This is a genomic window from Fontivita pretiosa (assembly GCF_050410795.1).
GTDB classification, from domain to species: Bacteria; Planctomycetota; Phycisphaerae; order Tepidisphaerales; family Tepidisphaeraceae; genus Fontivita; species Fontivita pretiosa.
Map to the genome: position 1 here is coordinate 3,885,984 of NZ_CP191258.1, position 22,304 is coordinate 3,908,287.

Below are 22,304 nucleotides of genomic sequence, written 5' to 3' on the forward strand. Positions count from 1 at the left end.
GGTCCAGGCCCGTGCCACGACCAATGCGGTACGGGAGGTCGTGCCATGGATTCGCGCGGGAACCGAGGAATGTACAGCTTAGGCCGCCGCGCTTTTACGCTGGTCGAATTGCTGGTGGTGATCGGGATCATCGCGTTGCTGATCAGCATTTTGCTGCCCGTGATGAGCCGGGTGCAGGGCAAGGCTCGCGACCTGAAGTGCCAGACGAATCTGCGATCGATTCTCCAGGCGACGATGTCGTATGCGGCGGACAACAAAGGGAGTCTGCCTTGGGGGTTTGACTACAACCGCACGCGTCTGCCGGCGTATGACCCGGCGCCGGGCAACGGCAAGGCGTTCATCTGCTGGGTGTCGCTGATCAGCCGGTACATGAGCAGCAAGTCCACACCGGTGCTGGGGATGAGCGACGACGATCGGTATACGTTTCCAGAGGTCTTTCAATGCCCGGAGGCGTCGCAGGTCTATCCGCATCTGGTGGGCTACGCGGCGAACATGGTGGCCATGCCGTCGCGGTACTACGAGTACGTAGCGGGCAACAACTCGCCAAATCGTCTCAAGGCGCCGGCCAAGTTGGGAAATGTCTTCCCCTGGACGATTCTTTTCTGGGACACGACGGTGTCGCCGGGGATGGAGAACAGCGTGGGATACCTTCTGGGGGCGGATTTGGACAGTTCGAGCGTTCCGCAGCGATTCTGGCAGCCGGAGGTGCCGCAATTCCGGTTTTACTCGGCCCACGATCCGTTTGCGGCGTACGCGACGGGGATTTACGGCAACAATCGGCCGGTGCTGTTTCCCAGCACCTGGCGGAACATCGACCCGCCGGTGGCCGACGACATGATCCGCCGCAGCAATGGTCCGGGGTATCCATATCAGGGGAACCTGCGATTCCGACACCTTGGGAACACGGCGGCGATGTGTGCCTTCGCCGACGGGCACATCGAGGCGGTGACGGCCAAGTTCCGCAGCGACAAGACGATCGTGCCGGGGACCCTCAGCGTGGCCAGAAAGAACTTCATGATCAAGTGGCCCACAGGAGTCACGCCGGACCCGAGCATGCCGTATTGACCGCTCATCCGCCGCCTGCGGGGCATTTGATACACCGGCAGTGGGGAAATAGTGTTGTAGGTGGGGTTGGCGCGGGGTAAACTTTGGAAGAGTCGTCAGGATGGCGGCGAGGCTGAGCGGTTGCAGTGCGAAGCCGAGGACGGCTGCGCAAGGCTGAGGAAGGTGAACGAACCCGCTGGCGGCGGTGAGTGTATCACCTATACGTGGTGGACCCGTGACCCGTGCGCCCGGCGCGCTACCAGGGGCGCGGCGGCACCCGAGCCTGAGAAGAGCCTTACGGACCGTTGGTTATCAGTGGCAAGCAGCATTGAAACGGCATCGCAGGGTCCGGTTCCCTCCCCGTAGCGTTTGTGGCACACCCGGGAGCAACCCAGGCGTTTGATCCGACGCGCAGCATGGTCAAGCATATGGACAGGAGCATTGGCGTTGCCCGCCGCAGATGTCGCGGGGGGCTGCCAGCTCGAGAGCCGACCCCGCTGCCCTGAGCGTCTGGGACCCGAGATTGAGGAGTGTTCGCGATGGCACGACACCAGAAGCGGTTGGGCGAGATCCTGGTTGAATGGGGAATCGTCACGGCCCAGGAGATTCAGCGGGCGCTGGACCACGCCAAGACCAAGAACCTGCGTCTGGGCGAGGCACTGGTGGACCTGAAGCTGTGCTCGGAGCCCAACGTGTACAAGGCGTTGGCCTCGCAGCACGGCATGGAATACGTTGATCTGGACAAAAGCTCGATTCCTGCCAACGCGATCAATGAGATTCCCGATGACCTGATGCGCAAGTTCCTGGTGCTGCCGCTGGGCAAGGAGAACGGCAAGCTGAAGGTGGCGGTGCACGATCCGCTGGACCTGGAGATGGACGACATCCTGCGTTTCCGGCTGAACAAGGAGCTGCGCAAGGTCCTGGCGCCCAAGAGCCGCATCAAGAACATTTTGGATGAGCTGTTCAACACGACGGCGGCGACGACGATCGACAAGACGATGGACAAGACCATCGACCGCCTGCGCGATTCGCTGGACAAGTCCCTGGACAAATCGCTGGACCGTTCGATTGACAAGTCGATCGACGTGGCGGGACTCGGCGAGGACGCCTCGGCGGATCCGACTCAGGCGCCGATCATCAAGCTGGTGCAGGCGTTGATCACCGAGGCGGTGAGGAACCGGGCCAGCGATATCCACATCGAGCCGATGAAGGACCGCGTGCAGGTTCGCTACCGCATTGACGGCGAGTGCGTGGTACGCGACCGGATCCCGCTGCGGATGAAGGGCCCGCTGATCAGCCGCATCAAGATCATGGCCGGCATCGACATCGCCGAGAAGCGCCTGCCTCAGGACGGGCGCATCAAGCTGACGATCGACAAGCAGAACATCGACTTCCGCGTCAGCACGCTGCCGGCGTATCACGGGGAGTCGGTGGTGCTGCGAATTCTGCGTCCGGACAGCGTGCGGATCGGAATTCAGAACCTGGGATTCGAGGAAGAGGACTACAAGACATTCCTGAAGATCATCAAGCGCCCCAACGGAATCTTTCTGGTGACTGGTCCGACCGGCAGCGGCAAGACGACGACGCTTTACGCGGCGTTGAACGAGCTGAACCGCCCGGACCGCAAGATCATCACGGCCGAAGACCCGGTGGAATACAACTTCCCGGGCATCAACCAGTGCCAGGTTCGCGAGAACATCGGCCTGACGTTCGCCAAGATTCTGCGGGCCATGCTGCGACAGGCGCCCAACATCATTCTGGTCGGCGAGATTCGCGACCTGGAGGTGGCGGAAGTGGCGATCCAGGCGGCTCTGACCGGCCACCTGGTCTTCAGCACGCTGCACACGAACGACGCACCCAGCGCCATCACCCGATTGATCGACATGGGCGTCAAGCCGTTCCTGGTGGCTTCGTCGATCCAGGCGGTCATGGCGCAGCGACTGATCCGCGTGCTGTGTCCCAAGTGCAAGCAGCCGGACAGAGAACCGGACCCGATGTGGCTGAAGCTGGCGGGGATCCAGCCATCAGACCTGAAGGACCGGATCATTTACAAGCCCCGTGGCTGTGATTACTGCACGGGCACGGGCTTCCGCGGGCGACTGGGCATTTTCGAGCTGATGCAGATGAATAATGAGATCCGATCGCTGGCCTTCGAACGCGCGCCGACGAACAAGATCCGCAAGGCGGCTCTGGCCAGCGGCATGAAGAGCCTGCTGATGGATGGGCGGCTGAAGGTGCTCAACGGATTGACCACGGCCGAGGAGGTCGTGAAGGTGGCGCAGGTGGAAGGGATCATCCTGGACAAGTAGTGGTATGCGGCACGGATGTTTCCGTGCCGCGTGTTTTCTAGCGGCACCCGGGCGGCAAGGCCCGGTGGAAAAGTCAACCATGGCAACGATTCAGATCGACCGGCTTCTGGAAACCTGCGTGCGTCGCGGGGCGTCGGACCTGCATCTGGCGGTGGGCAAGCCTCCCACGCTGCGACTGCACGGGCATCTGCGCGAGCTTCAGACCAAAGTGCTGGAGCCGGAGGACACCATCGCGCTGATGAAGTCCATCACGCCGGAACGGATTCAGCAGGAATACGAAGAGCAGGGCTCCGGTGACTTCGGCTTCGCGTATGGCGACGAGGCGCGCTTCCGCGTGGCCATCTTCAAGCAGAAGGGATACTGCTCGCTGGTGCTGCGAAAGATCCCCAACAAGATCATGACCTTCGAGGAGATCGGCCTGCCGAAGATGGCCGAGCAGATCTGCCGCCGCCCGCGCGGGATCTTTCTGGTGACCGGCCCGACCGGATCGGGCAAGACGACCACGCTGGCGTGCATGATCAACTACATCAACGAGAACTTCGACCGGCACATCATCACGATCGAGGACCCGATCGAGTACTACCACCCGCATAAGAAGTCGATCGTGGTGCAGCGCGAGGTGGGGGTGGACGTGCCGAACTTCGCCGAGGCGTTGCGACGCGCCCTGCGACAGGACCCGGACGTGATGCTGGTGGGCGAGATGCGCGACCTGGCGACGATCTCGACGGCGATCACGTCGGCGGAAACCGGACACCTGGTCTTCGCCACGCTGCACACCTCCGGCGCGGCTTCGACGATCAACCGCGTGATCGACGCGTTCCCCACCGACCAGCAGGAGCAGATCCGCGTGCAGTTGGCCAACAACCTGATCGCGGTGCTTTCGCAGGCGTTGTGTCCGCGAATCGACATGGAGGGACGTATTGCGGCCTACGAGTTCATGTACGTCACGCCAGCGATCCAGAACCTGATCCGCGAGAACAAGAGCTTCCGCATCGACTCGGAGATTCAGACAGGCAAGAAGTACGGGATGCAGTTGCTGGACGATCACCTGTGGCAACTGTTCCAGTCGGGCAAGATCAGCGCCGAGGAAGCGATCGACAAGAGCAAGAATCCCGGGATGATGGTGGATCGTATGCAGCGGGCGGGGATTGCGGTGACCAAGGCGGACGATGCGTTGCTGGCCGAGGCCGAGGAGGCGGCGCAGGCGGGCGGCGGCGCTGCTGCGGCGCGTCCCGGCGCAGCCGCCGATGCCGCCGCCGACCGCGCCGCCCAGATCGCGGCCAACCGCGCCCGCATGCAGTCGCTGGCGGGAAGGAAGGGATGATGCTGAATCGCGCAGACCAGGCCGTGATGGGCATGATGGTCTGTTGACGTGATCGGCGCATCACCGGCAAGGCGCAACGGTCGGTTTGCGATGTCGAGTGCAATGTCGGGATAGAGAGCTATCCGAGGAAACTGAGCTGAGGGTCAGGTCATGACGCCAATGGATTCCAGGATGTCGCCGGCAACAGGGTCGGCCGTACCCAAGTCACCGATGCCGACGCCTGGCGGCGGCAAGCCGGGCGCGCCGGTGCGTACGCCGCCGCCCGGGCAGCAGCAGGTGCCCTCTTCGCCGCGTGCGCCCGGCTCTGTGGCGCAGGCGGGGGGGGTTACCGCTCAGCCGCCAACCTCGACCGGTGGCGGCGGCGCCGTGGCCGCCGCGACTCCGCCGGGCGGGATGCCCCCAATCGACCAGCTTCAGGGCCGGCCTATCGGCCGCGTGCTGGTCAAGATGGGCAAGGTCAATCGCGAGCAGGTCGTCGAGGCGCTGGATTTCCAGAAGCGCAAAGGCGGAGCGCTGGGCAGAATCCTGATCGACCTGGGCTACATCAAGGAAAGCGATCTGAACATCGCGCTGGCGGCGCAGAAGGGCTACGAGCTGATCAACCTCGAGGGGATCAACATCCCCAAGGAGGCGATCGATGCCGTTCCGCCGCAAATCGCCACCACCAACAAGGTCCTGCCGATCGCCTTCGACAAGGCCAGCAAGAAGCTGACGGTGGTGATGGCCTCGCAGGAGAACTTCCGGGCGTTGGATGACCTGCGGCAACTGATGGGGTATCAGGTCACCGCCAAGATCGGCGATCCGGACCAGATCGAGAAGCTGATCAATAAACACTACAACACCGCCGCGGAAAGCCTTGGCGAGGTGCTGGGGGAGCTGGCCGCAGACGATACGCTGAAGGATCTGAAGGGCCGCGGGGAGTCGATCGACCTGGACGATCTGAAGGAGGCGGCGGATTCCAACCCGGTCCGCAAGCTGATCAACCTGGTGTTGCTTCAGGCGATCAAGGACAAGGCCTCGGACATCCACTTCGAGCCGTTCGAGGATGAGTTCAAGATGCGCTACCGCATCGACGGGGTGCTGTACGAGATGATGCCCCCGCCGCCGCACATCGCCCCGGCGATCGCCAGCCGCATCAAGGTGATGGCGAATCTGGACATCGCCGAGCGACGCCTGCCTCAGGACGGACGAATCGAGCTGAACGTGAACAACCAGCCGATCGACCTGCGCGTCAGCGTGCTGCCGACGATGTTCGGCGAGAGCGTGGTGATGCGCGTGCTGGATCGCAGCAACGTCCAGCTCGACCTGGACAAGATCGGCCTGCGCGAAGACGACCTGCAAGTGGTCCGGCAACTCATCCACAAGCCCAACGGGATCGTGATCTGTACCGGGCCGACGGGTTCGGGCAAGACGACCACGCTGTATTCGGCGTTGCGCGAGCTGAACGACCCGTCGAGCAAGCTGATCACCGCCGAAGATCCGGTCGAGTATGACATCGACGGGATCATCCAGTGCCAGATCAAGCCGGAGATCGACCTGACGTTTGCGCGAATCCTGCGGGCGATGCTGCGTCAGGACCCGGACATCATTCTGGTCGGTGAGATTCGCGACAAGGAGACGGCGGAAATCGCAGTGCAGGCGTCACTGACCGGGCACCTGGTGTTCAGCACGCTGCACACCAACGACGCGCCGTCGGCCATCGCCCGCCTGCTGGACCTGGGGCTGGAGCCGTTCCTGGTGACCGCGACGCTGGAGGGGGTGATTGCCCAGCGGCTGGTGCGCCGCATCTGCAACAACTGCAAGACCGAGTACACCCCCGCCGAAGAGCAATTGATGGAGCTGGAGCTTCGGCCCGAGGACGTGGCGGGCAAGAAGTTCTATTACGGCAAGGGCTGCGACGCCTGCAACAACACGGGCTATCGCGGGCGGATGGGTATCTTCGAGATCATGCTGCTGGACGACGACCTGCGCGACCTGATCATCAAGCACGCCAGCACGCAGACCCTTCGCGCCGAGGCCCGCAAGCGCGGCATGCGGACGCTGCGACAGTGCGGCCTGATGGCCATCTACGACGGCGTGACCACCATCGAAGAAGTGGTGCGCGAGACGATCATGGAGGAGAACTGACGAAAACTGACGTGGCGGCGCAGCGGCGGGCGGGGAATCGGCCATCAAGCAGCGTGCTTTGCGGTTCGCAGTCGGGGCCGCCTGTTTCCTGGCGGGAACGCCAGCGCCTTACCGCACGCATTGGACATCGCGTACAATCCCATGCAGCAGCCGGTGGCTGGGAGACATAACTTATGCCAATCTACGCATTTGAAGCGATGAACTCCTCCGGGCAGGAGGTCAAGGACGAGATCGAGGCCTCCAGCTCCGAAGAGGCGATTGCCAAAATCCGTAGCAGGGGCTTTTTCCCGACCAAGGTGCGGGAGAAGGCGGGCAAGAAGAAGGTCGCCAAAAAGCCTGGGGAAGAGACCCGAACCGGCGGGAAGAAGCGGAAGATGCCGCTGTCGATCGGCGGCGTGCCCCGCAAGCAGCTCGTCAGCTTTACGCGCCAGCTCTCCACGCTTCAGGATGCCGGCCTGCCCATCCTCCGCTCCCTGCAAATCCTTGAACAGCAGCAAAAGCCGGGATTGCTCAAGGCGATCATCGGTGGCGTGGCCGACGAGGTCGAAGGCGGCGGCACCCTCTCCGACGCCATGGCGCAGTATCCCAAGGCCTTCGACAAGCTGTACGTGAACATGATCAACGCTGGCGAGGCCGGCGGCGTGCTGGACCTGATCCTGGCACGTCTGGCCGACTTCATGGAAAAGGCCGCCAAGCTCAAAAAGAAGGTCATCGGCGCGATGATCTACCCGGCCGTGGTCATCACCATCGCCGTCGGCATCGTCTCGATGATCATGATCTTCGTGATCCCCAAGTTCGAGCAGATCTTCAAGGACTTCAAGACCGACCTGCCGGCGATCACCAAGCTGCTTCTGGCCATCAGCCGCTGGTTCGCCCAGGATTACGGCTGGGCGTACGTGCTGTTCGCGCCCATCGGGCTGATGCTGCTGGTCAAGCTGGTCCGCATCAGCGAGGGCGGCAAGTACGCGGTGGACCTGATCAAGCTCAAGATCCCCATCCTTGGCGGCATCCTGGCCAAGACCGCCATCGCCAGATTCACCCGCACTCTGGGGACGCTGATCAGCGCCGGCGTGCCAATCCTGGACGCGATCAACATCACCAAGGAGACCTGCGGCAACGAGGTCTACGCCAAGGCGCTGTCCAAGGTGCATGATGCGATTCGCGAGGGCGAATCGATGGCCGATCCGCTGCGCGCCACCAAGGTCTGCGACGCGATCGTGGTGAACATGGTGGACGTGGGCGAGGAGACCGGCGACCTGGACAAGATGCTGATCAAGATCGCCGACAACTACGACAACGACGTGGACGTGCTGGTCGGCTCGCTGATCAGCATTCTGGAACCGGTGATGGTGGTGATCCTGGGGCTGATCGTCGGCTTCATCGTGATCGCGTTGTTCGCCCCGATGATCAGCCTGATCCAGAGCGTCTCGGGTCCGGCCAAGAAATGACCAGCCGGTGGCCAGAAGCCGAAGGTGAAATCAAGCCCTTCGGCACTGGGCATCGGGCATTACCAGGACAGGCCATGCATCAAAGAAATGGATACCGGATCGCGCGACGCGGCTTTTCGCTGACGGAATTGCTCATCGTGATGGGAATCATCGTTGTGCTGATCGGCATCCTGATTCCCACTGTCAGTCGCGTGCGAACCGCCGCCAAGGAGGCCGAATCCAAGGCGCTGATCTCCCAGCTCCAGGCCGCCATTGAACAGTACAACCAGCAATATGGGGCTTACCCCGGACCACTGCCGAATAATGAGATCTGGGTGGGAGTGCAGCCCAAGGCGCCGACCAGCGAGCTCGTGGAACCCCTCATCTTCGAGACAGATGGCACCACGCCTCTATCGCGGCGGATCTACATCACGGGATCTGAAAATCTGCTCCTGGGGCTTATGGGTGGATTGCGTCGTGTTCAAGGCGGCAGCGGCTACGTTACTGTCTTTGATCCTGCTTTCGTCGGCAGGGGCCCGACGAGCCTCAACGAAGCCCAGCCGAAATCAGGAGATCCGCTGGTATCGGGTGTACCGCTGTCTGAAGGTCGATTTTCCGATGCTGTTGCCACAGCGCGCGATAGCGTCATCCCGGAAATCCTCGATCGCTTCGCTTCACCCATGCCGATCCTTTACCTTCGCGCCAAACGCGGTGCGGGCAACGCTGTGATCAGCAACCCGACGCCCAACAACAACACCATCGTGACATACGGTATGTTCCGGCCGCAGAACGTGGCGATTCGCGTCGGCACCTTCCATCTCGAGCACATCATCGGTTACACCGGCGCTTTTATGGACAACAGTGATCAGCCGAGCACTTCCTGGCCTCCACCTGCCGGCGCCAAATCCATCGGCGAAGGCAAGCAGCTTTCCAGGGTCAACACCTCTGGCAGTCCGCGGACGCTTACTTCGCTTAATGGGCCACCTTTCCATGGGCTGGGTAAGACGGGCATTGACCCCAACGCCACGATCAACCCCAACGATCCGGAGCCATCCCGCAAGTACTACTACCCCTACGACCCCTACGCGTATTTCGTGAACCCCACGATGCCGCAGCCCACGCCTTCCAACCCTAACGTCATTCCCACGGCGCGGAACAAGGACAGCTACATCCTGATCAGTGCCGGAAAGGACCGCGTTTATGGAACTGACGATGACATCACCAACTTCGGCAGCGTCAGCGGGCAGTGAACACCAAAGTAGTGAAGGGAATAGCGTCAAGGGCGGGACGGCCGGGTTCGAGCCATCAGCATCCTCTGCCCGTTACCCGTTGCGCTTGGCCCCTGCGCATCGGGGGTTTACTCTGCCGGAGCTGCTGACCGTCATCGGGATCGTGGTGCTGCTGGCGGCCATTCTTATTCCCGTGACGCTGCGCGCCCGCCGAGAGGGACTCAAAACCCGCATGACCATGGACATGCAGACGGTCGCAGCGGCGTTGCAGCAGTACAAGTCCGATTTCGGCGAGTTGCCCCGGTTGCCGCTCAGGTCGTCGCCGCAGTACCAGCAGGTCGTGCCAAACACCGGCGCCGCCGCGCTGGGCAAGGCGCTGGTCGGTCCCTACGGAACGACCCCGCCGCCGAACTACGACGGCTCCCGCGATTACAGGATCGGCGAATGCGTCTACGACGGAAGCGAGTCCTACGTTTGCATTGCCCCGGCGAAGGCAAAGCCCGTGAACAACGACAGGTTCTGGGCCTTATTTGATCCTCGCGACGGCGCCGATGGACCGGGATTTCGCGCTCGGCCCACTGTCGATAGCGACGGGGACGGCATCCCGGACAGCGGCGGCAAGACCTGGGGTCCATATCTGCAATCCGGCGTGCTTGTCGTCTCCGGCACCGTTCTGCTTGATCGCGAAAACAGCCCCATCCTCTACTTCCCAATTCGTGCCGCCAGGCAGAATCTCCGTGACAATCAGGCCAAAACGCCGTCCGGACAGACGTATCCCGTTTACGCTGGATTGCACGACCTGTCCTACGTAAACCTCAACAACAACATTGAGGCGTTTCGTCGTGCCGACGAGACGACCACCGACGCCGCCCGCGATCGACTGCGCATGATGCTCGGGGACTACAACCTCAACGGGTACATCGACAACGGCGAATCGCCAGTCGAAGGCTCGTTCATCCTGGTGTCGGCGGGTGTGGATGGCCTGTTCGGCGTGGTTGGCACCGATCCTCCCAACGCGGCCAACGCCAGGGAAAACAAGATTGCCCAGGAGAAGTGCGACGACATTGTGCTAGTACAGTGAAAAAGTGAACGCTGAAGGCAGCAAGGTGACGGCTGAAAGTAGAGGCCCGGAGGCACAGAGCACGCCATCGAGCCCACGAGCCTGCGTGCCTGGCCGCCGTCGTTGGGTTCATCCTTCATCCTCGTGCCTCTGTCCCCCCGTGCGTCCCGCGTTCACCCTGGTGGAAATGCTGACGACCGTGGCGGTGCTGATCATCGTGCTGGGGCTGATGGTGAGCCTGGCGCGGGATGTCCGGCGGCGATCCGCCGAGCAGCTTACCCGATCGCTGCTTCAGCGACTGGAGGCGGCGCTGGAGCAGTATTTCAAGAACAATTCCGGGCAACTCCCGCCCGTCGAGCCGCTGTTTGCTGATCGCGCGGTGCCCGATCTTGCCGGGCTGGAGGACGCCGGCAGGCGCAACAACCGACAGCTTGTGGCGATTCTCAAGATGGACGCTCGCCTGCGGGCCAGGGATGTCGGCAGCGGCGTCGATCCGTTTCAGGATCTGCCCATCAGCGTTTACGACCATTACTCGATCCGCGACGCCTGGGGCTCGCCCATCGTCTTCATGCCCGGACAGCACCCGCTGATCGGCATGGCGCCGTCGAAGATGGGTCAGGATCAGGCCTTCTTTTTTTCCGCCGGGCCGGATCGCAACTACCTGACCCGCGACGACAACCTGTACAGCTATGAGCTGCCAGCTTCGGCGGGCCAACAATGACATGCAAACCTTTGGAAATGAAAGCCTTGTGTTGCGACCGTCAATCCTTGAGGATTGAAATTGCACCCGCGCGGTCTTACAAGACCCCAGCAGCAACGAGGTGGACACCGCGAATAATCGTTGGACGAGGGGAGACTTCATTCGGCTCAGCAAATGCTAAGGAGCCACTGTGACTTGTGTGCGATCTATGCCTGGTTCACCGGCCACCTGCATTCGGCAGATCAACCGACGGTCAGCTTCGGCCGTGCGCCACAACGCGTTCACCATGCTCGAACTGATCGTGGTGATTGTGGTGATCATGATCCTGGCGGGCATCCTGCTGTACAGCCTGCGGGCAATTACCGGAGGTGGGCGCGAGGGTCAGACCCGCGTGCTGCTGGAAAACGCCGCCGGATTGCTTGCTGAACTCGATGCCACCGCCAGGCTTGGCACGGCCAACCGTCCCGCTCAGTGGTGGTGGAAGCCGGCCAGTGGTAACGCGGTCGTCATTACCCCAAACCCGGCCGACCCGGACCATGAGAGCCTTGATTTCTGGCGTCGCACCAATCAGGACAGCAGCCTGCGACCGCTGCCCATCCGTGCGCCGGGCCTCGTGAGCGAGGGCAGCCCCGAGCGTGGCGATCCGAATGACCCGCAGAACAGGCCCCCGCATGCGGCGATTGCCAATACCGCCATCGCGTTTTCCAAACTCCTGAGCGTTCCTGCGAACCGGCAGAAGTTTCAGGGCATCTCTGCTCAGCGTCAGCTCAAGCTGTACAACAAGGATGACATGAGCAAAACCAACCTGATCGACGAGAGCAAGCTTCCCCCGGTTCTGCTGGATGCTTGGAACAATCCGATCATCTTTGTTCCCGCCGCGGGACTGGAGGTGGGGCTCAGCATCGATGGGAAAACGCAACGGAGGGTAATCACCAGCTCGAAAGTCCGTCGTCCACCGGATGATCCTCAGACCCCGGAGTACGCCTCGGATGTGGATCGTCCGTTTTTCGCTTCAGCAGGCCCGGATGGTATCTTCGGCGCGATGCCCGGCCCCGACGGCGTGTTAGGCACCGACGACGACGTGGCCGGCGGCGACGACAACCTCTACTCGTTTGAGCAATGACGATGAGCGAGAGTGGTCAGTGGTCAGTGATCAGGGATCAGTTCAACAGGCACGGCGGCCGCGCGCCGCATCGCGCCGCGACACTGGCCAGCGGCCACCGCTCACTGGCCACTGCCTTCTCCATGACCGAGCTGCTCATCGTCATCGGGATCATCGTGCTGGTGCTGGCGGTGGCGATGCCGGCGTTCAACCTCATCACCGGCACCAAGAGCAATGAGATGGCCATCAACCAGATCAGCGCTTTTCTCGCCCGCGCCCGAAATGAGGCGATCGGCCTGCAGCAGTATCGCGGCGTCTTCTTCTACCTGGACCCGCGCAACTTCCGGGTGACCATGGCGCTGGTAGGGCAGGCGGAACGCGGAACTCCACCGTATCAAGTCGATCTATACCTGGATCTCGTCGGTGGTGACACTCAACCACTGCCCAAGGGGGTCGGTGTTCAATTCATTGACGACGGCGGCAGCGTGGCAGCCGGAAACCTCAACGATCGCTACATCGGCTTTAACAACGTCAACGGCCATCGTCAGGCGAAGAACCCACCGAATGATCAAAATGGCATATTGCGCGTGCGCTACGGAGGAGTGATCCTTTTCGACAGCACCGGCAAGGTTGCTCACCGCAGCTACGCCTTGCTGTGCAAGAACGGGCTCGAGTACACGGCCATGGGCCGGCTTCTCTACAACGACAACCTTTTTGATCGGAACCTTGCTCGTGATGTTGTCCCAGTTGACATATTGACGACACCCGAGCTTGCCCTCCGTTCACAACTCGGCTTCGTGCTGTTCGATCTGGATGCGTTCAAGAACCAGTTCGGCGGCGACAACGCGCTGGGCGACTGGCAGATCACCCGGAAGATCACCCCCAGCGCCTACGCCGCCACCGAGGCGCCCGAGGAGCAATGGCTCGACGCCAACGCCGTTCCGGTGCTGATCAACCGCTACAACGGCACCATCGTCAAAGGCGAATGAAGATGGATTTGCGATTTTCGATTTGCGATTTTCGATTTGACGCGCCGCACGCCGCGCCAGCACCGGGCCGCGCGCTGCGATCGTCCATCGCCAGTCGCCAATCGCCAATGCGCCGCGGCTTTTCCTTCACCGAGGTCATGTTCGCCGTGATCATCCTGGGCATCGGGTTCATCATGGTGGCGGCGATCTTCCCGGTGGCGATCCAGCAGGCCAAGAGCACCACCGAGGAGACCAACGCCGCCTCGATCGCCCTGGCCGCCAGCGATTTCACCTCCCGGCTGGCACTGTCGAAGTTTTCGTTCTATCCCACAGACCCGCAGTACCGTGCGCAAGGATCGCCCCTGCTGGCGAGCGATTTGCTGTTGGCTGTGGGAAGGAGCGGCACGAACATTGTGCCGCCGCTACCCCCTCAGGCCACCGCCGTGCAGAACGTGACACCGATGTTGACGATAGCCAGAGGACAGTCACGTATGATCCGCGGAACTGTTGCAGCGCTGGGCGATCGTCGCATCATGGAAGAGCTGGGGGGAACCCACGAGTACCCGTTGCGATCGACAACGTGGAATGCGGTGCGTGGCAACCTGATCCTTGCCGCCGACCCGCGCTATGCGTGGATCGTACTCTACAGACGCGATCGAACCTACCGTAATACGGATCCGCTCAACGATCGCGAGATCGACAAGCCTGAGGTGATCAAGGACGATTCGCCTCTGGCTCAGGTCTTCCTCTTCGCGGTCCAGGCGCGGAACACCGCGACGTTCACGCAGGCCGACATCACCGATTGGTCGCGACCGTATCAACCCTACGACCGGGTGGCCAATCTTCAACCTCGACCGGTTGCGGTGAAGATTACCTCTGATGGTGACGGGAACGTGGTGGACCAGGTGATACAGATCGGACAATGGGTGCCTCCCGGCCTGAGCCCCGCTGACACGCAGGATTATCCCAACGCCGCGGTCGAGGGGGCCTACATCATCATCGCCGACGATCGTCCCGACTTGGCGGCGGATGATGTGAATCGAGGGCGATTCAACGGCCGGATCTATCGCATAGGTGTGCAGCGCACCGACCTGGGTCCAAACTTCTGGGAGCTAGCGCCCGGATCAGAGTTCGTGCCGGAGCCGGACCCGGACGGCACCGGTCCGCTGACTGCCATCAACGGGTTCGATGCCGTCAACGCTTTCATCATCGGCCGCGGGTACACCAATCCGGCCGATCCCCGCCAGGGCCACAGTGGTCCCAGCATGGCCATCAGTGCGTACACGACGTTTGTGAGAGTGAACTAGCAGAAGGATGAAGGCAACAGGATGAAGCAACAGCGACTTGGGTTTGGTGAAAGTGGAGACAGGCCGCGATCAGTCGGCTGCGCTGCCACCTCATCTTTTATCCTCCGCGCCTTCACCCTCGTGGAGCTGATGATCTCCATCGCCCTGATGCTGCTGCTGATGGCGGGCGTGAACCTGATCTTCCGGATGACCGGACAGGCGGTGGGGGCGGGGCAGACGCTCTCGGAGATCACCCGCAATGCCCAGGCTGCCCAGGCCGTCATGCAGCGCGATTTCTCCGCCGCCGTCGTGAAAGACGCCCCGGCGATCATCCTGGTCTCGCGCACTCAACCGGCGTTCCGCAACCGCGCCGATCAGGAGTCGGACCGCAACTATGATCCGAGCGGCATGCTCGCCAGCCCAACCGATTTGAACCAGCGCCTGCGAGTGATGAAGCAGGTGCTCGATGTCGATTTGGACAGCAACAATCTCGACGGCGAGTCCACTGTACCCGGCGAGGTCATCTCCTCGGCCACCTACAACCACCGCAATCACCGCATCGACATCCTTTCGTTCTTTGTCAGCGATCTGATCCGGCGACAGACCGGCAACGATGGCTCACTGATTGCCGACCAGGCTTCCAGCGAAGGGTGGATCTGGTATGGACACCTGTGGCTGCCGGATGCGAGCTTTCAGTACCCCGCGCCTTTGAGCCTCACGATACCGAGCCAGACTTTTCCGGGGCAGGGCACGGCCGACACCAATCCGCACAACTTCTACGCGACGCAATGGATCCTTGGCCGGGCGGCGATCGCGCTGGTGGAGCCGGATCGCTCGACGAATCCTCCGGTGATCCTGGACCGAAACAACATCCCGCAGGACTACCTCAGCTTCGATGAGACCAATCCTGGCTGGAATCCGAGCATGTCGCGCGTGCAGCAGCGATTGCCGCTGGCGCCGCTACAGACCTGGACGCTGCCCACCGATCTTCAGGGGACCGGGGGAACAGCGCCGGCCAATGCCCAGCTTCAGATGTCCCGCTATGACCTGGCCGGGACATCGATCGCAACCATGAAGTCGCAGTTGGAGGATTTCGCGAATACCTACGGCTGGAATCGCGCGTGGTGGACGCTGCTCATGTCGTCCAATGCCTTGCCGAATCCCCTCAACCAGGGACTTCTGACCGGCGGTCGTTTCCAGACTGTTCCGTACCTGGTCAAGCCCGTTAGCGCGGCCAGCTACGCAAAGCTGGCGCCGATCTTCCTGCCCGGATGCACGCAGTTCATCGTCGAATACGCAGGCGATTTCGTCCGGCAGAACCGGAATTCCTGGGATTACCAGGACAGCGGCGTTGACGAGGAGGCGGGCGTTTTTGGGGACGTGCTGGACGCCTGCATCGACCCGAGCGATCCCTCCGCTTATAACGATGCCGGCACAGATGGCGAGATTGACTTCATTGTCGATTTTCTGGACAGCAACAACAACGGGATACCCGACACCCCCAACGAACTGGCCACCGCGCGCAAGCGCATTCGCTGGTACGGCTTTCCCCGCGACGTGGCGGGCAGCCCGACAGGCGGGCCGGACGGACACATCGACGGCAATGATGGCACTTCGCCGATTCGTGCCAGCCATTTGCGCGATGTCGTACCCCTGCGAGATGTCATACAGACGCTGGCGCCTTACAAGGGCGGGAACAATCGCGTTGCGCCCTTCGAGCGCTTCTACGGGGTGCAGTGGACCGCGGACCCGAGCCGCGGCATTCCGCCGCGGGTACCGTTCAACCAACTTCCGCGACTGCGCGACTACGCCGCGACGACACCCCCCAACGTCGTTACCCCGCTTCATGATTACACCTGCGCCTGGGGACCCCGTGACCGCATCAAGCCTTCGATGATCCGGATCACCATCGTCCTGGACGATCCCAATGGCCGGCTCGGGGAGGGCCAGACGTTTGAATACGTGTTCAAGCTACAGTAGTGGCCAGTGGCCGATGGTCACTGACTACTGGACATCCCGAACAATGACCATGCCATGCTCAAGCTGTTTTCTCCAGCCGTCGGCATCCTGAATCGCATTCAGCGGCGATATGCGCAGGCCCGGCCCGGGTCGGTGCTGATCCTGGTTGTCGTGCTGGTGGTGCTGCTGGCGCTACTGGGCACGGCATTGCTTTCGACCACGCGCAACGACCGCTACACCGCCGCCCAGAACACCAGCAACACCCAGATCAGCCTGCTGGTGGAAGCGGTGAAGACGATGGCGCAGGCGATGGTGGCCGACGACCTGTTCGGCGTACCCCCGGGCGGCAGCAGCACCGCCTACCGTCCGCCCGACGAGACCGCCCAGATCGGCGAGCCGGATTACAAGCACTACGACTCGTCGCTGGCAGATCTGTATCTGGCGGATCGGGCGCCGAAGCTGATCACGACTTTGGGCAATCAGATCATCGCGTGGCATGGAGTAACGTGGCCCGCGATGACCAGCACCAGCGGCCGCGCATTCGACAGCCCCGATCCTGACTCAAATTTGCGTCTGATCACCCTCATCACCGACTGGAGCGCCACGAGAAGCTACAAGAAAGGGGAGGTGGTCCGTACCACGGGTGGATGCTTTGTCAACTTGACCGGGGCGAACTTCGCAACCGACTTGGACGCGGCGACCGGGAAGCTCAAGGCGCCGAACTGGCGGCAGACACAGGGCAAGGACTCGTTCGTTCTCGCACCGGCGTACAAGACCATCGCGGGGAGGATCTATCCGGCGCTGGTTCGACTGAACCTGGACCTGATAAACACGCTGAACGATCCCAACGCGATGGTCGGCCCGTTCATTGCCGCCGATGCCGATGGCGATGGCATCGCTGATTCGGGCCTGTTCAGGCTGAACGTGAACATCGAGGGCGTGGAGTACTACGGCGCCATCCGCATCGTGGACAACTCCGCGGCGGTCAATGTCAATACTGCGTTCAGCCGTCACAGCGATGCCACTGCCAACAGATTGGTGGACGCGTTCAACCAGGCGGATTTCGGAACGCCGGGAAATCCCGCCAACATCGGCGCCGCTAATCTGGGGATGTTCAAGTCGCACGTGGGGCTGCTCGAACTGCTCTTCGAGAACAGCGGATCCTTTGCCAACGCCTGGCGTGAGACACTTTCATTGATGTACAGCCGCACCGGCGATACATCAGCCTTCTTCGATGGCACCCCGTTTGAGGATCCCAGCACCGGATCGGGTACGAATGCCACCCCGCGCAGCGACTTCATCTACCGCACGCGCGGCGATCTGTGGGAGCACCAGTTAGCCACGCGACTCCAAAACCCCGGTTACAACACGCAACGCATCAAGTTCTCACCTTTCTCGATGGTTGATCAGTTAGCGCTGGCATACCGGCAGACGCTGGTGCACGCGGATACGGGGCTGTCCCGATTCGAGTCGGCGATGCTCAACGCGCCGGCAGCCAATGGCATCGAGTCGGTTTCGTTGTTCGACCGAAGCGTGATTCCGGCTCGCTCATGGCTTCAGCTCAATCCGCCGTTTGCGCCCAACGAGATCTCCCGGTGGTTCGACCTGTGCTTCAACCATGAGCGCGTTGGCGGCAACATCACTATTCCCGGTGTGGGCATATCACCTCTGACGCTCGACCCGACTCAACCCCGGGCGCTGCGCTCACTGCTGACCACGCACAACGCCGTGGCCAACCTGGCGCCGCGGCATGACATGGAATTGACCGACTCGCGGCGAATCCCGCCCGAGAACAAGATCGATATGCCGGTTACGGATACGAATCTGGCGGCCGCGCCGCCGGACCCCCGGCTCAAGACCGACCTGATGCCCAATCACAGCAAGCCGGGCAGCGTACGCACGCCGGCCAGGACGAACATCAACACCGCTCCGTTCGGCGAGCTGTGGCGGGCGTTCTGGGAAGTGATGGTGGACCAGTCCACGCACGAGGGCACGCCCTTCGGCACGCCCATCACCCCAGCGTCAGTGCCGCAGCGGGAGAACACCATCAGCAAGCTATGGGATGGCAATCGCTTTTCCAACGACAATAACGGAAGCTCCATTAAAGACGGGGCATTCCCATTCTTGACCGATCCAAACAATTTCCATCAGCAGCGGATGTTCCGTTCGTCAATCCGCGACTTTCACGTCAATGCCTCCCACCAGTTCCGCGCCCATCAGCAACTGCTGCTGCGTGCTGCTCTGGCCGCGGTCAATGCCGAGGATCTGCGGGATTCCGATCTGTACACAGTGACACACCGCATGATCCATCTGGAGCTGGATCGTGGTGGGTCAGTGGTGGCCAAAGTCCATGTCTTTGGGACCGAGCGACAACCGTTCATCACCGAGGTTTTCGTCAGCACGGACATCACCTCGACGGACACTGAAACAGGTTCGCCCAACGACAACGGACTTGGCACCGGTGGATATGGTTACGTGGCCATCGAGCTGTATAACCCATATCCCGACGAGATCGACATCAGCGGCTGGGCGATTGCGATCATCGACCGCCGCCGAACTGACGCAGGCGATGCGCATCCCAATGGCAGTTATCCGCTGCGGTACTTCCTGCTTCATCCCGGTGGTCCGAAGTTCACTGACAGCAACAAGTACGATCCCGTGACGGAGGCGCCGTGGGTCTTCCCACCGGGAACAACGATCCCCGGGCACAGCTTCGCCGTGCTGGAGAATGAGGGAGCGTCGGCGCCGAACATGATCAAGGTGCCCAGTGGCGTGCGCATCAAGGTGCCGAACCTGCACTGGGTGATCAATGGCCCGGACGCCGATCCGTATTGGGAGTCGCGCGGCGGGGAGTTTGTGTTGTTGCGACCGGCCGGGCCGCGGAATCCGGCCTCGCCCAATCGTCGGCTGGAGGCAGGCGAGTGGGCGCCGGTGGATTGCTTTGACTTTACCGGGATCTTTAACGCCCGCCGATCTGTCGAACTGGGGGGGGCGGAAAGTTACTATCTCTACCATTACCGGCGCGAGACCGGGCAGACTGCAACCTCGCCCAACTGGAAGTTCGTCTATCCGGGGCACTATGTCGGGAGCCATGAATATCAGCGACATCAGGGGATGCGATTCCAGACCTGGTATGCTGATCCGGCCCAAGGGGGCAATCCGCCACCCACCTACGTATATGGGGGTGGCGATCTGCCTGAGATCACCCTTGGCGAGCCGAACCCGTCGGCCACTTACCCGACTCAGCACGTCATCCAGATCGCCAATGTGGACACGCCCGGGCCGCACCGGATTGAGGATCCGACGACAGCGGATCCGATGACAGGCTCACCGCCGCAGAAACCGTCGTTTCCGTTTGGCGGATATGCGCGAAATGGCGACATGCTTCAGGTGCCGTTCATCGGCAGCTACGTCGTAGTGGTGGGCGGCGCTGCTGACGGCGGCGGCGGGGAGTTGATCGAAGTCAATCCAATCACCATCGACAGCGTCTTCGCCGACGACACGCAGCCCGGCAACGATGATCTGGCGACCGGTTACACTCCCGGCGCTGCGCAGACCCGCGAGCAGGTTGGTCGGTTTGTGCCGGTCACTGCAATTCCCAGTGCAGCGGCCCCCATCGGCGACGATTTGAACCCGGTGGGAACGTATGACCTGAACATGCCTCCGGCCAACAAGTGGCACTACCGCTGGGCGATGCGGCTGTTCGACTACCTCACGGTCGATGCGCCTTCCAACGACTACATGGCCAACGCGCCGCCGCAGCAGGAGTGGAGCGCGAACCTGGGCTACAAAAAAGGCGAAGTCGTGCAGGTGACGCCGCCGGGGGGCAAGCCATCGGAGGCGCAGATTTACGTGGCCATCAGCGATGTGCCGGCGACGGCGGGGCCGCCGAGTGGCGGCGGCCAGTGGCTGCGGATCGGCCCGGCGCCGATCGGCCCGGTCAGCGGACACTTCCGTCAGCCCGTGAAGAACTCGTCCGATCACGACGCCGCCGAATCCGGCTCGCCCGATGCCAACAAGGAAGACACCGTCCCGGTTCACGGGCTGATCAACCTCAACACCGCGCCGTGGAAGGTGCTGGCGGCGATCCCGTGGGTACCGGCGGGGCAGGACACGTACAGTTTTAACCCCACCACCGGTCTGTTCCTGACAAACGCCACCAACAACATCGACGACAACACGGACATCGCCAGGGCTATCGTCGCCTGGCGGGATGGAATCGTGATCCCAGGCAGTTATATGCCGGGCAAAGGCCCGTTCCGCTCGCTGTTTGACCTGTATCGCGTGACCGATGCAACCGGCAAGCGCATCTTCCTGGACATCCAGCAGGCCCAGGCCGGCGCCGCCGAGCCGGGCGACTCGCTGGGTGAGTTCTCGCCGTACGACGGCGATCGCCCGGGCACTGTCACGCCCGTACTCGACGGCGTGCGCTACGACTTCGAGGAGCAGTGCCTTTTGATGAACCGAGTGAGCAACCTGTTGACCACCCGGTCTGATTCCTTCACCGCCTACATCCTGATCCAGGGATGGCGAAGCGTGGGTTCGAGCCGTCCGGAGCTGGTCGTCCAGCGCCGCGCCGCCTTCCTGCTGGACCGCTCAAACCTGACCGAGACCAACAACAGGCTGAATCAGCCGGTGAACGTGCCGAACGAATAAGGATGAAGGTGGAGGAGTGATGTTTACAGCTTACTCCTTGACCACCACTACACTCTTGCCCTCCACCAGCAGGTCGTACAGCCACTCCACATCCGCGTTCTTCAGGCGGATGCACCCCATCGATTCCATCTTGCCGATGCTCGATTCGTCGATCGTGCCGTGGATGCCGTAGCTGGATTTGCCGACGGCGTGGCCGTCGATGCCGCTCAGGCCGATCCATCGCTCGCCAAGGGGATTGGCCGGGTCGTCGGCGGCGATCACGCCCTCGCCGCGGGGGCTGTAGTACGTCGGATTCTTCAGCTTCTTCTGCGGCTCGACCAGCCAGCTTCCTGTCGGAGTGGAATCATCCTTGCCCAGCCCGACGGGATAGCTGGTGATGTACATGCAGCCGCTTTCCATCGGCGGTCCGAGGTAGATATCCATCATGAACCGGCTCTTGTAGACCACGGCGTTGAAGGGGCCATGGATGACCTTGATCGTCTGTCCGGCGCGCAGTTTTCGCGGATCGCTCAGCCCGTTCAGCCGCGCCAGCAGCTCCCAGGTGACATCGTACTTGTCGGCGATTTTCCGCAGCAGATCCCCGCTCTGCACCGTATACGTTCCGCCGAACGGATCGCCGTCGAATCGCTGGCTGGAGAACACCACTGTCTGGTTGATCTGCGAGATCAGTTGCTTGGCGCGATCCACATCCGAGCCACTCAGCCGACCGCTCAGAAGCGCGTCATTGAGCATGGCTCTGGCGGCCAGCACGTCGCCCGCGTCGCGCTTGCGCTGGGCGTGCGTGAACAGATCGGTGCTCGTTCCCGAATCCCGGGCATTGCGCAGTGGGGTCGGTGCGGTGGTGGGTGATGGCGCGGTCGTCGCGCCCGGCTGGGTCGCCGAGGGCAGGACCCTGGGCGGCGCGGCGGCGCTATGGCGCGGCGGCGAAGGCGCGCGAACTGCCTGCGCGGGCGTCTGCTCCGCGTCGCTGGTGCTCAGATCTTTCAGATAGAACAATCCCCCCAATACGAGCGTGACGATCAGTACCCCAATGAGGCTGCGGCTGATGCGCCGTCCGTAGCGGCCCATGAGAACCTCCGTGTTCCCGGTTAGCCGGCAGCAGGCAGCCGGCAG

At 62.2% G+C, this 22,304-nt stretch carries 15 protein-coding genes; 13 read left to right on the forward strand and 2 right to left on the reverse strand.

Going from position 1 to position 22,304, the window contains the following annotated elements:
* Nucleotides 1-69 precede the first annotated feature (69 nt).
* The 10 genes from ACQS5P_RS15690 to ACQS5P_RS15735 all read left to right on the forward strand — a co-directional run bounded on the left by ACQS5P_RS15690 (nucleotide 70) and on the right by ACQS5P_RS15735 (nucleotide 13,311).
* Nucleotides 70-1,065, forward strand: coding sequence for a type II secretion system protein (locus ACQS5P_RS15690; RefSeq protein ID WP_428937559.1), 996 nt, complete (start codon nucleotides 70-72; stop codon nucleotides 1,063-1,065).
* Nucleotides 1,066-1,583: 518 nt separating this feature from the next.
* Nucleotides 1,584-3,353 (forward strand): GspE/PulE family protein, encoded by a 1,770-nt coding sequence (locus ACQS5P_RS15695; RefSeq protein ID WP_428937560.1) that lies wholly within the window; start codon nucleotides 1,584-1,586, stop codon nucleotides 3,351-3,353.
* Nucleotides 3,354-3,432: 79 nt separating this feature from the next.
* On the forward strand, nucleotides 3,433-4,677 hold the full coding sequence (locus ACQS5P_RS15700) for a type IV pilus twitching motility protein PilT (protein WP_428937561.1): 1,245 nt from the start codon (nucleotides 3,433-3,435) through the stop codon (nucleotides 4,675-4,677).
* 210 nt (nucleotides 4,678-4,887) lie between these two features.
* Complete coding sequence (gspE, locus tag ACQS5P_RS15705) at nucleotides 4,888-6,804, forward strand: type II secretion system ATPase GspE (RefSeq protein ID WP_428937562.1); 1,917 nt, start codon at nucleotides 4,888-4,890, stop codon at nucleotides 6,802-6,804.
* A 173-nt stretch (nucleotides 6,805-6,977) separates the two neighbouring features.
* Complete coding sequence (locus tag ACQS5P_RS15710) at nucleotides 6,978-8,252, forward strand: type II secretion system F family protein (RefSeq protein WP_428937563.1); 1,275 nt, start codon at nucleotides 6,978-6,980, stop codon at nucleotides 8,250-8,252.
* Between the two features lie 74 nt (nucleotides 8,253-8,326).
* Entirely contained in the window at nucleotides 8,327-9,481 is a 1,155-nt protein-coding gene (locus ACQS5P_RS15715) for a type II secretion system protein (RefSeq protein ID WP_428937564.1), read from the forward strand.
* A gap of 85 nt (nucleotides 9,482-9,566) precedes the next feature.
* Complete coding sequence (locus tag ACQS5P_RS15720) at nucleotides 9,567-10,541, forward strand: type II secretion system protein (RefSeq protein ID WP_428937565.1); 975 nt, start codon at nucleotides 9,567-9,569, stop codon at nucleotides 10,539-10,541.
* 166 nt (nucleotides 10,542-10,707) lie between these two features.
* Nucleotides 10,708-11,241, forward strand: coding sequence for a hypothetical protein (locus tag ACQS5P_RS15725; RefSeq protein ID WP_428937566.1), 534 nt, complete (start codon nucleotides 10,708-10,710; stop codon nucleotides 11,239-11,241).
* Nucleotides 11,242-11,428: 187 nt separating this feature from the next.
* Nucleotides 11,429-12,343, forward strand: a complete 915-nt coding sequence (locus ACQS5P_RS15730; RefSeq protein ID WP_428937567.1) for a prepilin-type N-terminal cleavage/methylation domain-containing protein — start codon at nucleotides 11,429-11,431, stop codon at nucleotides 12,341-12,343.
* 2 nt (nucleotides 12,344-12,345) lie between these two features.
* Entirely contained in the window at nucleotides 12,346-13,311 is a 966-nt protein-coding gene (locus ACQS5P_RS15735; protein WP_428937568.1) for a pilus assembly FimT family protein, read from the forward strand.
* Here the strand turns inward: ACQS5P_RS15735 and ACQS5P_RS15740 are convergent.
* Entirely contained in the window at nucleotides 13,298-13,465 is a 168-nt protein-coding gene (locus ACQS5P_RS15740) for a hypothetical protein (RefSeq protein WP_428937569.1), read from the reverse strand. The genes ACQS5P_RS15735 and ACQS5P_RS15740 overlap by 14 nt on opposite strands.
* Between ACQS5P_RS15740 and ACQS5P_RS15745 the strand changes: the two genes are divergently transcribed.
* From ACQS5P_RS15745 to ACQS5P_RS15755, 3 genes are read left to right on the forward strand one after another with little or no spacing between them, the layout of a single operon-like run.
* Nucleotides 13,449-14,597: a hypothetical protein gene (locus tag ACQS5P_RS15745; protein WP_428937570.1), complete on the forward strand. Its 1,149-nt coding sequence runs from the start codon at nucleotides 13,449-13,451 to the stop codon at nucleotides 14,595-14,597. The genes ACQS5P_RS15740 and ACQS5P_RS15745 overlap by 17 nt on opposite strands.
* 21 nt (nucleotides 14,598-14,618) lie before the next feature.
* Nucleotides 14,619-16,556 carry a PulJ/GspJ family protein gene (locus tag ACQS5P_RS15750; RefSeq protein WP_428937571.1) on the forward strand — a complete coding sequence of 646 codons (1,938 nt, stop codon included), beginning with the start codon at nucleotides 14,619-14,621 and terminating at the stop codon, nucleotides 16,554-16,556.
* Nucleotides 16,557-16,610: 54 nt separating this feature from the next.
* Nucleotides 16,611-21,191 carry a hypothetical protein gene (locus tag ACQS5P_RS15755; RefSeq protein WP_428937572.1) on the forward strand — a complete coding sequence of 1,527 codons (4,581 nt, stop codon included), beginning with the start codon at nucleotides 16,611-16,613 and terminating at the stop codon, nucleotides 21,189-21,191.
* 30 nt (nucleotides 21,192-21,221) lie between these two features.
* On the opposite strand, the gene ACQS5P_RS15760 is transcribed toward ACQS5P_RS15755, so the two are convergent.
* A complete protein-coding gene (locus ACQS5P_RS15760) occupies nucleotides 21,222-22,259 on the reverse strand; it encodes a L,D-transpeptidase family protein (protein ID WP_428937573.1) in 1,038 nt (345 codons plus the stop codon).
* Nucleotides 22,260-22,304: the final 45 nt, after the last annotated feature.